General features: G+C 41.8%; 10 protein-coding genes, 12 tRNA genes and 1 rRNA gene (1 of these 23 running past the window's edge). 20 read left to right on the forward strand and 3 right to left on the reverse strand.

The window, feature by feature from the left end; genetic code table 11:
• From GOP56_RS19685 to GOP56_RS19750, 14 genes are all read left to right on the forward strand, one after another.
• Positions 1 to 1443, forward strand: a 23S ribosomal RNA gene (locus GOP56_RS19685) (it extends 1487 nt beyond the left edge of the window).
• Between the two features lie 57 nt (positions 1444 to 1500).
• Positions 1501 to 1575 (forward strand) — tRNA-Asn (locus GOP56_RS19690).
• 3 nt (positions 1576 to 1578) lie between these two features.
• A tRNA-Ser gene (locus GOP56_RS19695) sits at positions 1579 to 1671 on the forward strand.
• A gap of 6 nt (positions 1672 to 1677) precedes the next feature.
• Positions 1678 to 1754, forward strand: a tRNA-Glu gene (locus GOP56_RS19700).
• A gap of 7 nt (positions 1755 to 1761) precedes the next feature.
• Positions 1762 to 1837, forward strand: a tRNA-Val gene (locus GOP56_RS19705).
• Between the two features lie 17 nt (positions 1838 to 1854).
• A tRNA-Met gene (locus GOP56_RS19710) sits at positions 1855 to 1931 on the forward strand.
• Between the two features lie 6 nt (positions 1932 to 1937).
• Positions 1938 to 2014, forward strand: a tRNA-Asp gene (locus tag GOP56_RS19715).
• Between the two features lie 30 nt (positions 2015 to 2044).
• Positions 2045 to 2117, forward strand: a tRNA-Phe gene (locus GOP56_RS19720).
• A gap of 12 nt (positions 2118 to 2129) precedes the next feature.
• A tRNA-Trp gene (locus GOP56_RS19725) sits at positions 2130 to 2203 on the forward strand.
• Positions 2204 to 2219: 16 nt separating this feature from the next.
• Positions 2220 to 2295 (forward strand) — tRNA-His (locus tag GOP56_RS19730).
• Positions 2296 to 2303: 8 nt separating this feature from the next.
• Positions 2304 to 2379, forward strand: a tRNA-Gly gene (locus GOP56_RS19735).
• A 5-nt stretch (positions 2380 to 2384) separates the two neighbouring features.
• A tRNA-Cys gene (locus GOP56_RS19740) sits at positions 2385 to 2458 on the forward strand.
• Positions 2459 to 2572: 114 nt separating this feature from the next.
• Positions 2573 to 2655, forward strand: a tRNA-Leu gene (locus GOP56_RS19745).
• 141 nt (positions 2656 to 2796) lie between these two features.
• Positions 2797 to 4134, forward strand: a complete 1338-nt coding sequence (locus tag GOP56_RS19750) for a purine/pyrimidine permease (RefSeq protein WP_163246349.1) — start codon at positions 2797 to 2799, stop codon at positions 4132 to 4134.
• A gap of 19 nt (positions 4135 to 4153) precedes the next feature.
• On the opposite strand, the gene GOP56_RS19755 is transcribed toward GOP56_RS19750, so the two are convergent.
• Positions 4154 to 4828 carry a B3/B4 domain-containing protein gene (locus GOP56_RS19755; RefSeq protein WP_163246350.1) on the reverse strand — a complete coding sequence of 225 codons (675 nt, stop codon included), beginning with the start codon at positions 4826 to 4828 and terminating at the stop codon, positions 4154 to 4156.
• 289 nt (positions 4829 to 5117) lie between these two features.
• On the opposite strand from GOP56_RS19755, the gene rnhA reads away from it, so the two are divergent.
• The 6 genes from rnhA (at position 5118) to GOP56_RS19785 (ending at position 10034) form a co-directional block, all read left to right on the forward strand.
• Positions 5118 to 5552 carry a ribonuclease HI gene (rnhA, locus tag GOP56_RS19760; RefSeq protein WP_003335386.1) on the forward strand — a complete coding sequence of 145 codons (435 nt, stop codon included), beginning with the start codon at positions 5118 to 5120 and terminating at the stop codon, positions 5550 to 5552.
• Positions 5549 to 6730 carry a tRNA epoxyqueuosine(34) reductase QueG gene (gene queG / locus GOP56_RS19765; RefSeq protein WP_163246351.1) on the forward strand — a complete coding sequence of 394 codons (1182 nt, stop codon included), beginning with the start codon at positions 5549 to 5551 and terminating at the stop codon, positions 6728 to 6730. Before rnhA ends, queG begins: the two co-directional genes overlap by 4 nt.
• A gap of 59 nt (positions 6731 to 6789) precedes the next feature.
• Entirely contained in the window at positions 6790 to 7311 is a 522-nt protein-coding gene (locus GOP56_RS19770; RefSeq protein WP_163246352.1) for a methylated-DNA--[protein]-cysteine S-methyltransferase, read from the forward strand.
• A gap of 174 nt (positions 7312 to 7485) precedes the next feature.
• Complete coding sequence (locus GOP56_RS19775; RefSeq protein ID WP_163246353.1) at positions 7486 to 8517, forward strand: amidase domain-containing protein; 1032 nt, start codon at positions 7486 to 7488, stop codon at positions 8515 to 8517.
• Between the two features lie 252 nt (positions 8518 to 8769).
• Complete coding sequence (locus tag GOP56_RS19780) at positions 8770 to 9243, forward strand: tRNA (cytidine(34)-2'-O)-methyltransferase (protein ID WP_003335381.1); 474 nt, start codon at positions 8770 to 8772, stop codon at positions 9241 to 9243.
• A gap of 59 nt (positions 9244 to 9302) precedes the next feature.
• Positions 9303 to 10034 (forward strand): HAD family hydrolase, encoded by a 732-nt coding sequence (locus GOP56_RS19785; protein ID WP_163246354.1) that lies wholly within the window; start codon positions 9303 to 9305, stop codon positions 10032 to 10034.
• Between the two features lie 372 nt (positions 10035 to 10406).
• Here the strand turns inward: GOP56_RS19785 and yhbH are convergent, their stop codons facing one another.
• Both yhbH and GOP56_RS19795 read right to left on the reverse strand, forming a co-directional pair.
• Entirely contained in the window at positions 10407 to 11567 is a 1161-nt protein-coding gene (gene yhbH / locus GOP56_RS19790) for a sporulation protein YhbH (protein ID WP_003335350.1), read from the reverse strand.
• An 11-nt stretch (positions 11568 to 11578) separates the two neighbouring features.
• Positions 11579 to 13477 (reverse strand): PrkA family serine protein kinase, encoded by a 1899-nt coding sequence (locus tag GOP56_RS19795; protein ID WP_003339221.1) that lies wholly within the window; start codon positions 13475 to 13477, stop codon positions 11579 to 11581.
• Positions 13478 to 14126 lie beyond the last annotated feature (649 nt).

Below are 14126 nucleotides of genomic sequence, written 5' to 3' on the forward strand. Positions count from 1 at the left end.
GGTGAGCGGCCTATTGGATGGCCGTCTAAGCAGTAAGTGTGGTGTGTAGGCAAATCCGCACACCAATAAGCACAAGCTGTGATGGCGAGGGAAATATAAGTACCGAAGTCCCTGATTTCACACTGCCAAGAAAAGCGTCTAGCGAGGAACAAGGTGCCCGTACCGCAAACCGACACAGGTAGGCGAGGAGAGAATCCTAAGGTGCGCGGGATAACTCTTGCTAAGGAACTCGGCAAAATGGCCCCGTAACTTCGGGAGAAGGGGCGCCTCGGTAGGGTTTATAGCCCGAGGAGGCCGCAGTGAAAAGGCCCAAGCGACTGTTTAGCAAAAACACAGGTCTCTGCGAAGCCGCAAGGCGAAGTATAGGGGCTGACGCCTGCCCGGTGCTGGAAGGTTAAGGGGATGAGTTAGCGCAAGCGAAGCTTTGAACCGAAGCCCCAGTAAACGGCGGCCGTAACTATAACGGTCCTAAGGTAGCGAAATTCCTTGTCGGGTAAGTTCCGACCCGCACGAAAGGCGTAACGACTTGGGCGCTGTCTCGGCAAGAGACCCGGTGAAATCATAATACCTGTGAAGATGCAGGTTACCCGCGACAAGACGGAAAGACCCCATGGAGCTTTACTGTAGCCTGGTATTGAAACTTTGTGCATCATGTACAGAATAGGTGGGAAGCTGTGAAGCGAGGGCGCCAGCCTTCGTGGAGCTGTCGTTGGGATACCACCCTTGATGTACGGAGTTTCTAACTTGCCGCCCTTATCGGGTGGAAGGACCATGCCAGGTGGGCAGTTTGACTGGGGCGGTCGCCTCCTAAAGAGTAACGGAGGCGCCCAAAGGTTCCCTCAGAATGGTCGGAAATCATTCGTAGAGTGTAAAGGCACAAGGGAGCTTGACTGCGAGACCTACAAGTCGAGCAGGGACGAAAGTCGGGCTTAGTGATCCGGTGGTTCCGCATGGAAGGGCCATCGCTCAACGGATAAAAGCTACCCTGGGGATAACAGGCTTATCTCCCCCAAGAGTCCACATCGACGGGGAGGTTTGGCACCTCGATGTCGGCTCATCGCATCCTGGGGCTGAAGTAGGTCCCAAGGGTTGGGCTGTTCGCCCATTAAAGCGGTACGCGAGCTGGGTTCAGAACGTCGTGAGACAGTTCGGTCCCTATCTGTCGCGGGCGTAGGAAGTTTGAGGAGAGCTGTCCTTAGTACGAGAGGACCGGGATGGACGCACCTCTGGTGCACCAGTTGTCACGCCAGTGGCACAGCTGGGTAGCTATGTGCGGACGGGATAAGCGCTGAAAGCATCTAAGCGTGAAGCCCCCTTCAAGATGAGACTTCCCATAGCGCAAGCTAGTAAGACCCCTTATAGACGATGAGGTTGATAGGTTCGGTGTGGAAGTGCAGTAATGCATGGAGCTGACGAATACTAATCGGTCGAGGACTTATCCACATTGCCTTTATGCTGACTTCATTATCTAGTTTTGAAAGAACAATATTTTCACATTGTTCCTCAGTAGCTCAATGGTGGAGCAACCGGCTGTTAACCGGTAGGCTGGCGGTTCGAGTCCGTCCTGAGGAGCCATATGGATGGATGTCCGAGAGGCCGAAGGAGCACGATTGGAAATCGTGTAGGCGGGGACAACTCGTCTCGTGGGTTCAAATCCCACTCCATCCGCCATAATTTGGCCCGTTGGTGAAGCGGTTTAACACAGCAGCCTTTCACGCTGTCATACAGGGGTTCGAATCCCCTACGGGTCACCATTTATCTGGAGGATTAGCTCAGCTGGGAGAGCATCTGCCTTACAAGCAGAGGGTCGGCGGTTCGATCCCGTCATCCTCCACCATTTTACTTTTATATTGTCGCGGGGTGGAGCAGCTCGGTAGCTCGTCGGGCTCATAACCCGAAGGTCGCAGGTTCAAATCCTGTCCCCGCAACCAAAATATGGAGCTGTGGTGAAGTTGGAGTTCACGCCGGTCTGTCACACCGGAGGTCGCGGGTTCGAGTCCCGTCAGCTCCGCCATTTCTGATTAAGAGTATGGCAAGTATGTTTGGCTCGGTAGCTCAGTCGGTAGAGCAGAGGACTGAAAATCCTCGTGTCGGCGGTTCGATTCCGTCCCGAGCCACCTTTATTATGTAGGGGCATAGTTTAATGGTAGAACAAAAGTCTCCAAAACTTTTGGCGTGGGTTCGATTCCTACTGCCCCTGCCACTATAATATTAATATGGCGGTCGTGGCGAAGTGGTTAACGCATCGGATTGTGGCTCCGACACTCGTGGGTTCGATTCCCATCGATCGCCCCATTTTTTATGCGGACGTAGCTCAATTGGTAGAGCGTCGCCTTGCCAAGGCGAAGGTCGCGGGTTCGAGACCCGTCGTCCGCTCCATATATGGAGGTATAGCCAAGTGGTAAGGCACGGGTCTGCAAAACCCTCATCCCCGGTTCAAATCCGGGTACCTCCTCCATTTCAAACGATTTGATATTTTTCTACAAGTATTGATAATATATATTGATTTTTATAGAAAAATATGATAGATTTATAGGGCAATAAATTGAAATGGTTATTTGAAATTAAACATGCCGGTATGGCGGAATTGGCAGACGCGCGCGACTCAAAATCGTGAGGGAAACCGTGGGGGTTCAAGTCCCTCTACCGGCACCATACGTAAAGGAAATGCTTTCTTCAATAGAGAAGAAAGCATTTTTGCTTTTATTACTATATTACTGCTTACAGCGCAGGTTATTTTGGTTCGAAAATAAATTCAGAGTCATTTGATAGGAAGATGGTAAGGGGGAAGACGGTGTGAAGTACGGCTTACATAGTACACCACCTTGGAAGGTAACAATACCGGCAGCTGTGCAGTGGTTTATTGTAACTCTTTCGTGTAGCATTGCAGTACCTATTGTCATTGGCGAAGCTTATGGTTTAAGCGAAGCCCAAACAGCTTTATTTATTCAACAGACTTTGTTTTATATTGGATTAGCCTCCCTAATCCAGGGTTGGATTGGTCATAGATATCCTATGATGGAGGCACCTGCAGGGTTATGGTGGAGTATTTTTCTTATGTTAGGCCAAATAGGTGTTACAATGGGATTAGCCCCAATGGAAATAGGACAATCCTTCCAGGTAGGGATGGTCATTTCGGGTTTAATCTTTTTAATTTTAGGCTTCACCAAGTCTATAAGTAAATTGCAGAAGCTTTTTACCCCTGCTGTAACCGGGACCTATATGATTTTACTAGCAATATCACTAGCTAGTAATTTTATTAAAGGGATGCTAGGAGTAGGGTATCATGGTTCAACTACTGTACTTCCCAGTATTGCCTTAGCCTCTATTGTTATTATTATGATTGTGTTACTATGTCAAAAAATAAAAGCTGTTGCTAGCTTTGCAGTATTAATCGGAATGTTAGCAGGTTGGGGAACATATGCTTTAATGGGCTGGACAGATCCTATTAGAGAATCATCGAGTTTGATAGCTTTACCCCGGTTGTTTTTCTGGGGACCGTTTCATTGGGATCTAGGGATTGTAATAACATGTGTACTTACAACTCTAATTCTTTTAACTAATTTAATAACTAGCATTGCAGTAATTGGTGAAACAACGGAAGAAAAGGCGGAAAAGAGACACTTTGATAAAGGTGGAGTATTTACCGGTGTGTCCCATCTAATATCTGGATTGGCAGGGGTTGTAGGAATGATACCACTCACACTTGCTGCGGCGTTTATACAAACGACAAGGATTGCATCTAGATTACCCTTTATTTTAGCTATGTCTTTCATGATGATAATTGGGCTTCTTCCTTCTATTTCTAATATACTAGCAACCTTGCCAACACCAGTTGCCTATGCAGCTATGTTTGTTGCGTATGCCCAAATCCTAGGATTTGGTTTACGAGATTTTAAAAGAATTCCTTTTAATGAACGAACGATTATCGTGGTAGGTTGTTCTTTATTATTGGGATTAGGTATCATGTTTGTTGCCCCTGATGCGTGGCGAACTCTGCATCCTATGCTGAGTTTCTTATGTAGTAATGGACTCCTAGTGGGTGTGCTATTAGTTTTGTTATTAGAACATGTTATTTACCCTAATCGTGCGGTACAAACTGTAGAGACAAAAAAAGACGAATCTGCTTCCTAGGCAATTCGTCTTTTTTGATTTACTTTGTTGAAATAATTGCGGATTCAACAATGTCACCGCCATTGATCTCGATCATCATTCTAGCTGAGGAACCAATTATTTTTTCCTGTTCGTTTGGTGAAATATTTGGTGGAATAAAGATGATCTGTATGAGCTCTGTACTGTCAGTTGTTACACTGGTTCGGAGAGAATCAACAATAGGGCTACCAAATGCTCCATTCTCATCAGCTAAGATTATTTTTCCGTGCATAGTAACGTCACGTCCATTTAGAGCTGCATAAACATCATTTTCTGTACCTAATTGACAACGTATTGGAAGTTGTAGCTTGTGAACATCATATAGACCAAAAGGAAGAAAATGCGTAATTGATAAAAAGTTATTTACATCGACTGCGGAATTTACCCAATGAAAGGGGTTTCCTTGTAGAATTCGGCGCAGTAACGCCTCAGAAGAAGGGCGGTATCGACTAGGATCGATACCTAATGCTTTAAACCCTGCACGCCAGTAGCTTAGATTAGGGATATTCTTCATGCTTTCAAGAGAATGCTCTATACGCAGAGATTCAATAAAATAATTCATGCGACCCATTAGCATTTTGGGAGAGCTAGAGAGGGACATTCCTGAATAATGAATCATTCCCAAAGAAAAACCAGGAAGCTTCTCTAACAGATTAGAATCAATGTTTATGTACATGAAAAATGCTCCTTTCAAATACAAAATTATAAAATAGTATATCACTCTTTAGAAATATATAAAATTCCGTCAGCACTATAAGCTTTTTAGTACATGTTCAAACGACATACAGCATGTTTAATCAGATCATGGAAAAGCCAATAACAAACATGGGAATAAAGGGGAAATCATTTGTTTTTACGTAACAGATCACGTAACATGAGGGAAGAGATTTCAGTGAAATATTTTTGTAGAGGGCTCTGTCCTTTTATACAATAGAAATAGAAACCAAGGAGGGAACGGAACGACGATGAAGGAAGTAACAATTTATACAGACGGAGCATGCTCAGGTAATCCTGGTCCAGGTGGCTGGGGAGCGGTTCTGTTTTATGGTGAACATAAAAAAGAGATGTCCGGATCAGCTGAGCAAACGACAAATAATCGAATGGAATTGCAGGCTGTTATCGAAGCTTTAAAGGTTCTTAAGGAGCCCTGCAAGGTTACGATATATAGCGATAGTGCCTATGTTGTAAACTGTTTTCAACAGCGTTGGCATGTGGGCTGGGTGCAGCGAGGATGGAAAAATAGCAAAAACCAACCTGTGGAGAATCAGGAGCTATGGAAAGAGCTTCTGTCACTCATGGAAATTCATCAGGTTAGCTATGTAAAAGTAAAGGGCCATGCTGACAATGAATGGAATAATCGTTGCGACGAATTGGCCACAGGAGCGATTAAACACCGGTGAAGCCATCTCTAGACACAGCATATTGGCAACAAATAAAAGAAACCATTCAACGTTATGCAGCAGAAATAGGCATTGATAAAATAGGATTTACCTCAGCAGATCCCTTTTTAGAATTAAAAGACAGACTGATCGTGCATCGTGAAAAAGGATATGAGTCAGGTTTTGAAGAGAAGGACATTGATAAGCGGGTGTATCCTGAGCTTACTCTTGAGGGGGCACGTTCGATCATCGCTATTGCTATTGCCTATCCCTCCAAGATGACCAATTTTCCCAAATCAGAACCAGAGGCGTATAGAGGGATTTTAGCCCGCTCTGCATGGGGGGTAGATTATCATCACATTCTACGTGATAAATTGAACCAACTTGCCGATTTTATTCAAACACTGGAATCAGAAGCACGTTTAGAATCTATGGTAGATACAGGTGTCCTGTCTGATCGAGCTGTAGCTGAAAGAGCGGGAATAGGATGGGTAGGGAAAAATTGCTCCATTATTACCCCAGAATTCGGTTCTTATGTCTATCTAGGCGAGATGATCACGAACCTACCGTTACCATCCGATCAGCCAATAGAGGATCAGTGTGGAGACTGTACACTTTGTTTGGATACTTGCCCAACGCAGGCCTTAGTTCAAGGTGGGCAACTAAATTCACAGAGATGTGTAGCGTTTCTTACTCAAGTGAAGGACGAAATACCAGAGGAATTCCGTGAAAAAATAGGCAATAGATTATATGGTTGTGATACCTGTCAGACGGTATGCCCTAAAAATAAAGGGATGAACTTTACACATCACCCAGAAACTTTACCAGATCCAGAACTGGTTAAACCTTTGCTAAAGCCCCTACTTACAATTGGAAATAAAGAATTTAAAGTAAGGTTTGGAAAATCAGCAGCAGCTTGGCGCGGTAAAAAGCCTATACAAAGAAATGCCATTTTGGGTTTAGCACATTTTAGAGATAAGTCAGCAATTCCAGATCTAATCGAGCTTTTGAATAAAGATTTACGCCCCGTTATCCGAGGAACCTCTGCGTGGGCATTAGGACGGATTGGTGGAGAGTTAGCAGTGGAAGCATTGGAACTAGCCAATCTCAAGGAACAAGATGAGTCTGTTTTGCAAGAGATACAAAAAGCATTAAAAAAGCTAGAAGGAAAAAACGTGACAGCGAACAATAATACCTAGAAGGTTGCTTCCGTAATATCTAGCACATAACAATGCTAAATATAAAGGAGAGAGTAAGGATGAATGTATTGTATTACTCTTATATGGATGCACCTATTGGGGGATTGATTTTAGTTACGAATCAAATTGGTGTTTGTTATATCCAATTTGGACAAGATGAGGAAAGCATGCTTGCCATCCAAAGCTGGGCAAAAAAATGGCAATATACCTTAGTAGATCGTCCTACACCGGAAAAACACCATGAGCTCCACCAACAATTGCGGGATTATTTCCAAGGAAAACGTAAAACCTTTACTTTCCCTATAGACTTGCATGGAACAGTGTTTCAGAAAAAGGTTTGGAATGCATTACTTACGATTCCTTACGGTGAGACACGCTCATATAAAGAAATTGCTTGTTTTATTGGTTCAGATAAGGCAGTAAGAGCAGTAGGAGGGGCTAACAACAAAAATCCGGTCTCGTTACTTGTTCCATGCCATCGAGTAATTGGAGCGGATGGATCCTTGGTCGGCTATGGTGGAGGGCTATCCATTAAGGAACAATTACTTTCTTTAGAAGGGGTATTACCGATTGATAAATAACAGAAACAATGTTATAGGTTTACTAGCTGAATGCTGTGAGGATTGCATACTCATGGGTCAAGGCTCTTAACCATATAATTAGCAATAGATGCTAGTTGCCCGATTAAGAATGCTATACGTTGAAAATGCTTGATCGGAAGCGTACATCCCGAAATGGAAGGGAGCATACGTAATATGGTGGGAGAAGCTTGGAGAACTGAGGTAAACCAATATCTTGAAGAAATAGATAAGGCACTTCTAAGCCTGAATTTTTCTATTTTGCCCCAACAAATGAAACTTACGGAAGAAACAAAGAAAGCGATTAGGTATTGGCAGGAAGCTTGGCTTCAATGGAGGAATGGACAATACGATCCCGAAAGCTGGTCATTGCATGCGGTTCATACAAAGCTAACACCTATTTATGAGGCTACGTGCTCTTCAAATGTTATAGTATCAGGACTTCTTCATAGGAGAATTTATTACAGACCGACTCCATCTGCCCCTCTTGAGTTTTATGAAATACAGACCAACGAACAGATAAAATTAATCTCTGATGACGGAAGCCTGTGGAAATTCGAACAGGTGTGGGGGATGCCAATGCCGTTATTTCATGGCAATGATTCTGATTTGGCAAATTCCATGAACAATAATCAAGAGCAGGGTAGTTCCTCACATAATAGTTTGCCTAATGATGTAGTGAATTCAAAAATCCATCCTGTTGTTCTATCCTATCGTTATAATCGGGAAGCCGCTGTTGCTTATGCAAATACGTATTGGGAAACTCCTAACCCGGCATATCCTTATTTTCAGGATGATTGTACCAACTTTATTTCTCAATGCTTGCATGCAGGTGGAATTCCTATGATATTTACTAATAGTAGGGCCAAAGGATGGTGGTATCGTCATCGGAAAGAAGGATGGAGTTTTAGTTGGGCCATTGCAAATAGTCTAGAATCATTGCTGGCAAAAGGAGGGGCTCCTTTTTATGCTCAACAAAGGGAATCTCCGCAGGAATTGGAACTTGGTGATATCATTTGTTATGATTTTACTGGGGATGGGAGATGGGATCATAATACAATTGTCGTAGCAAAGGATGAGCAGGGATTTCCGTTAGTGAATGCGCACACGTTTAATGCGCAGTATCGCTATTGGGAGTACTTAGATTCTACAGCTTATACACCTGCTATCAAGTATCGCTTCTTTCATGTGATGGCCATCGATAATTAAAACATTACTTTGTATGTTGTTACAGCAAAGGTTCAGATAAGAAAAACCTAAAAAAGTGCTTTTTTATCCAAATAATTTGGTACTTACAAAATCACTAAGAATGGTCAAGAACCCTAAAGAGTAGTTTGCTTCTTTTGAATTGGGGGGAAGCTGTTCTTTAGGGTTTTCTTTCTAAAGCTTTTTTCAAGCATATCGGAATTATCTTTTTTACGATAAGATGATAATGAGTTTGTTAGAGGAGAGATAGCGTCTATGTCTTTACACATCGTACTACATGAACCATTAATTCCAGCCAATACAGGGAATATTGCCAGAACTTGCGCAGCTACTGGTGTTCATTTGCATCTTATACGTCCACTTGGATTTTCAACTGACGACAAGGCTCTGAAACGAGCGGGATTGGATTATTGGCATGCAGTAAATATCAGCTACTACGATAATTTTGATCATTTCGCCCAAGTTCATGAGCATAAAACAGATCGTTTTTTCTTTGTAGAGACAAATGGGACAAGGTCTTATAGCGATATCGCTTTTCAACCTGGCGATTTTATTATCTTGGGTAAAGAAACTAGTGGAATCCCACAAGAAATTATGGACAGATACGATCCTAGTCAAATTGTTCGTATTCCTATGGGAGGCGCAACCAGATCTATGAATTTATCTAATTGTGCAGCCATTGTTACTTTTGAAGGGCTACGGCAGATTGGCTTTCCAGGATTGGATTAAACTAGCTTGTTGTTTTTCTGTAGATAAATATAAGGTAGGGTATTCAAAGGGAGGAAGTTATGTCACAGGCAACTACCGTTTTTTTTGACCTAGATGGAACATTATTAGAGATGCATACTGATCAATTCGTGGAGAACTATCTAAAAGAGTTAGCTAAGTTTGTAGGAGATGCCTTTGAATCAAAGCAATTGATTAGTTGGCTATGGGATTCAACAAAAGCAATGATTATTAATAAGGAAGCAGATAAAACAAACGAACAGATATTCATTGAGAATTTCGTTAAAAAGAGTAGCACGAAGAAAGAAGATGTATGGCCTATCTTTGAAAAATTTTATGTGGAGCTATTTCCAAATTTATCACACTACACCAATCCATCACCATGGGGGAAAAAATTAGTGGAAGCAGCGAAAGAGGCAGGTTATCGTATTGCTGTTACTACAAACCCTGTTTTTCCAAAAGAAGCTATATACGGGAGATTGGCGTGGCTTGAATTAACACCCGAAGATTTTGAATGGGTAACGGTGTATGAGACATCTCATTTCACAAAACCTAATCTGGAGTATTATCGTGAAGTATGTGAGCGTCTACAAGTAGCACCAGAAGAGTGCATCATGGTAGGAAATCATATGCAGGAAGACATGGTAGCAAGTCAATTGGGTGTAAAAACATTTTTGGTGACCAATTACATGGAGGATCGTGGGGAGCCTACCTATCAGGTAGACCAACGAGGGACGATTGAGGAATTATATCAAGCAATTATAAATCGTCAGGGTGTTTTTGCTAAAGCTTAGCAATTATTAGTGGAAGTATGAATAAGACTGGGAATGAATAGACAAAGAACAAGCGATTAATAGGAAAATTAAGCTGCCTAAAAAAGGCAGTTTTTTTTATGAAAAATTCTTTCAAAGAGCTAGAACTTCATTTAATCTATTTTCTCTCTAGGAAAAAGAATGCTTATTTGCAAAATTTATTTCATTTTCGCAACCAATAAGTTAATTTAATCCTCAATTTACCAAATTTAGCCACGGGGTTACATCAAGCAATGTAAACAGTGATTATATATCACAAAAAATCCCCTTCTGGTGGATTATCTCTGTTCCCTTAACAATAAGGATATACAGCATAATTAACCACAGGGGATTTTATTAAAAATTTTATTTTTTCTAGTAGGCCTCTATTTCTTTTTTACCAAAAAACTGTTTCAGAGCCTTGTAAACCTCACCTTTTTCCCGAATAATCGAGTACATGAATTTCGGATCTTTAATATGACGATATGCGGACATGAGAGTACTGTGACGATTATACTGATTTACCTCACCATATCCAAACATATTCGATCTTTCCATTAATTCCTTTACCAATTTTACGCAGCGTTCATTATCTGAGGTGAGGTTATCCCCATCTGAAAAGTGAAACGGATAAATGTTATATTGGCTTACAGGATATCGTTCATCAATAATTTCCAAGGCTTTCCGATAGGCCGACGAGCAGATAGTTCCACCGCTTTCTCCTTTAGAAAAGAACGCATCCTCTGTCACTTCTTTCGCTTCCGTATGATGTGCAATAAAAGCAATCTCCACCTTTTCATACTTGGTTCGCAAAAAGCGAAGCATCCAAAAGAAAAAGCTACGAGCTACATATTTTTCGAAAACTCCCATAGACCCGCTCGTATCCATCATCGCTATAATTACAGCATTGGAATGAGGCTTCACAATCTCTTCCCAGGTTTTAAAGCGCAAATCTTCCATCGAAATTCCTAGTTCCAGATCAGTATACCCAGCTAATGCATTCCGACGAATGGCAGACAGTAAGGTACGTTTCTTATCAATATTCCCCATCAAACCTTTTTTCCGAACATCGTTAAATTGAATATCTTCTATGGTAATTTTCTGTTCAGCTTTTGTTTGAAGGTTGGGTAACTCTAACTCAGAAAACAGCATCTCCTGCAATTCTTCAACTGTAATCTCAGCTTCATAATAATCATCACCAGGTTGATCCCCGGCTCCTTGCCCCTGACCAGCACTAGCATCAGCCGAGTCACCGTCTTTAGCTATAACATCTCCTACCTTGGAGTCACCCCTACCTTGGCCTGTATGCTGTCCTTTATTAAAATTGTAACGAAAGCGATACTCATCCAGCGATCTGATTGGTATTTTAATAATGTCTCGACCATTCGACATTATGATATTTTCTTCGCTTACTAAATCAGACAGGTTTCTCTTGATCGCCTCCTTTACCTTTTCCTGATGTCTGCTCTGGTCCTGATGACCTTTTCTATGCAGAGACCAGTCTTCTTTGGAGACGATAAACGAGGAATCGTTCATCAAGCTCCCCCCTATCGATTCAGCAAACTACCTACGTAACGCAGCAGTTCATTTGCTGAAATTGGCGTATATCCGTGTTCTTCTACTAAGCGACGTGTTACCTCATTGATTTTTTTCAATTGGTGCTCATCTGGCGTTTTTGTGGAGGTTGTTATTTTGACCACATCTTTTAAATCTGCAAATAATTTTTTCTCAATTGCTTCACGTAGACGATCATGTGTGTTGTAGTCAAACCGCTTTCCTTTACGCGCAAAAGCTGATATCCGAATAAGAATCTCTTCACGAAATGCACGCTTGGCATTTTCAGAAATACCGATTTGCTCTTCAATAGATCTCATGAGGCGCTCATCCGCTTCCAATTCCTCACCTGTTACTGGATCACGCAATCGGTTAGAATTGCAATACGCCTCAACATTATCCAAGTAATTATCCATCATCGTTTTCGCTGATTCCTCATAGCTGTATACAAATGCCTTCTGGACTTCTTTTTTTGCAATTTCATCATACTCTTTACGCGCAATTGAGATGAAATTTAAATAACGCTCTCGTTGTTCCTTACTGATGGAAGCATGCTGATCGAGTCCTTCTTTTAACGCCCGCAAAATATCCAAAGCATTTATAGACTCCGTATCACGGCGTATGAGTGCACTGGAGATCCTATTAATGACATAACGAGGATCAATCCCAAACATTCCTTCATCTGTATACTCATTCCGTAAATCCTCGATATCTGATCCTTTGAAACCCTCAACGGATTCTCCATTGTACAAACGCAATTTTTTTAAAAGATCGGCACCTTGTTTTTTGGACTCTTTTAAACGAGTTAAAATGGAAAAAATGGCCGCTGTATATAACGCATGTGGAGCAATATGAACATGACCTAAATCAGATTGTTTAATTAATTTATCATAAATTTTCTCTTCTTCTTTCACGCGAAGATTATACGGTACTGGCATAACAATCATTCGAGACTGTAATGCTTCATTCTTTTTATTTCCGATAAAGGATTTGTATTCCGTTTCGTTTGTGTGAGCAATTATCAGCTCATCTGCTGAAATCAGAGCAAATCTACCCGCTTTGAAATTCCCTTCTTGAGTTAGCGATAATAAATGCCACAGGAATTTTTCATCGCATTTCAGCATCTCTTGGAATTCCATGATACCACGGTTCGCTTTGTTTAATTCACCATCAAACCGATAGGCACGAGGATCAGATTCAGAACCATACTTCGTAATCGTAGAAAAATCGATAGTCCCCGTTAGATCGGCAATATCCTGCGATTTTGGATCGGACGGGCTAAAGGTACCAATCCCCACTCTTTTCGACTCCGAAAAGAAAATCCGTGTTACGGGGAAATCTTCTATTCGGCCACCGTACTCTGTTTCCAATCGCATTCTGTTGAAAGGAGTTAGCTCTCCTTCAATCTTCACACCAAATTCTTGCTCAAATTCAGGACGTAGTTCATGCGGAACCATGTGGAGGGGTTCTTCTTGCATAGGGCATCCTTCTAGCGCATAAATTGCACCTTCATCTGTGCGGGAATACTCCTCCAAACCACGCTTCAGCATCGTTACGATTGTTGATTTCCCCCCGCTGACCGGGCCCATTAGCAACAGAATTCTTTTTCTTACGTCCAATCTTCTTGCTGCAGAATGGAAGTATTCCTCCACCAGTCGCTCAACACTACGATCTAAACCATAGATTTCACGTCCGAAAAATTTGTAACTCCTGCTACCATCTTCATTTTCTTCAATCCCATGGCTTTTAATCATGTTGTAGACACGTGAATGAGCCGTCTGAGCAATCTGTGGATGTTTGCGGACAAGCTCAAGATATTCAGCAAACGTGCCTTTCCACGTTAACTTTTCTTCACGGGCCCGGTGCTCTGCAATTCTTTGTAAAATATCCATGCAAGTCACTCCTCCCTAAACCAGCCAATAACTGTAGATTAATTTTTACAAATATATGTCCCGATATTTTTTAGCATTCTTGAGAAACCCCAAATATCAGGCGAAAATTAGGTTCTCTCCTATGAGTATGCAGATATGCCCATCATGTTTCACTCAAGTAGTAAGAAGTTTTCATGAAAGATGAAACAATTCTGTCAAGTTATGCAATAGGCAAAAAAGTCAGTCTACGTTATAATGGATGTACTACAGTAAAGAAAGGAGCTCTACTCTATGGGTACGTTTATTGTTGGTGGAGTATTCGTCGTCTTTCTATTCTTCATCTTGACGGCTGGATATAACGAAGATAAGACCTGGAATATGTAAAGTAGAAGTTCGTACGATTCTGTGGCTGTATTCGTTTTTAGGCATTAATACACTTCTAAATACTTAGACTTTTCAAGATATTTTAACGCATTGATAACCAGACGAGGCACATATCCTGTGAGCTTGGGCTGGTTATTTTTAATAGATAAGCAAAAGAAAGCTGAATCGACATGCTCCTCGCCAGCTCCTTTGTAGTTGGACTTATCGCTATTATAACGGTAGCCACAGCTAAATGAAAAAATACTGATCAAAACAAGGGCAATAATGGTTTGCCCAAAATACTCGG

Origin of the sequence: Brevibacillus sp. 7WMA2 (assembly GCF_010748895.1) — a bacterium.
Taxonomy (GTDB): domain Bacteria; phylum Bacillota; class Bacilli; order Brevibacillales; family Brevibacillaceae; genus Brevibacillus_B; species Brevibacillus_B halotolerans.

What these genes read in the sequence shown, in the direction of transcription:
- GOP56_RS19785 (WP_163246354.1), top strand. Translation starts at nt 9,303, where the DNA reads ATGTCACAGGCAACTACCGTTTTTTTTGACCTAGATGGAACATTATTA.
- yhbH (WP_003335350.1), bottom strand. Translation starts at nt 11,567, where the DNA reads ATGAACGATTCCTCGTTTATCGTCTCCAAAGAAGACTGGTCTCTGCAT.
- GOP56_RS19755 (WP_163246350.1), bottom strand. Translation starts at nt 4,828, where the DNA reads ATGTACATAAACATTGATTCTAATCTGTTAGAGAAGCTTCCTGGTTTT.
- GOP56_RS19795 (WP_003339221.1), bottom strand. Translation starts at nt 13,477, where the DNA reads ATGGATATTTTACAAAGAATTGCAGAGCACCGGGCCCGTGAAGAAAAG.
- rnhA (WP_003335386.1), top strand. Translation starts at nt 5,118, where the DNA reads ATGAAGGAAGTAACAATTTATACAGACGGAGCATGCTCAGGTAATCCT.
- GOP56_RS19775 (WP_163246353.1), top strand. Translation starts at nt 7,486, where the DNA reads ATGGTGGGAGAAGCTTGGAGAACTGAGGTAAACCAATATCTTGAAGAA.
- GOP56_RS19770 (WP_163246352.1), top strand. Translation starts at nt 6,790, where the DNA reads ATGAATGTATTGTATTACTCTTATATGGATGCACCTATTGGGGGATTG.
- GOP56_RS19780 (WP_003335381.1), top strand. Translation starts at nt 8,770, where the DNA reads ATGTCTTTACACATCGTACTACATGAACCATTAATTCCAGCCAATACA.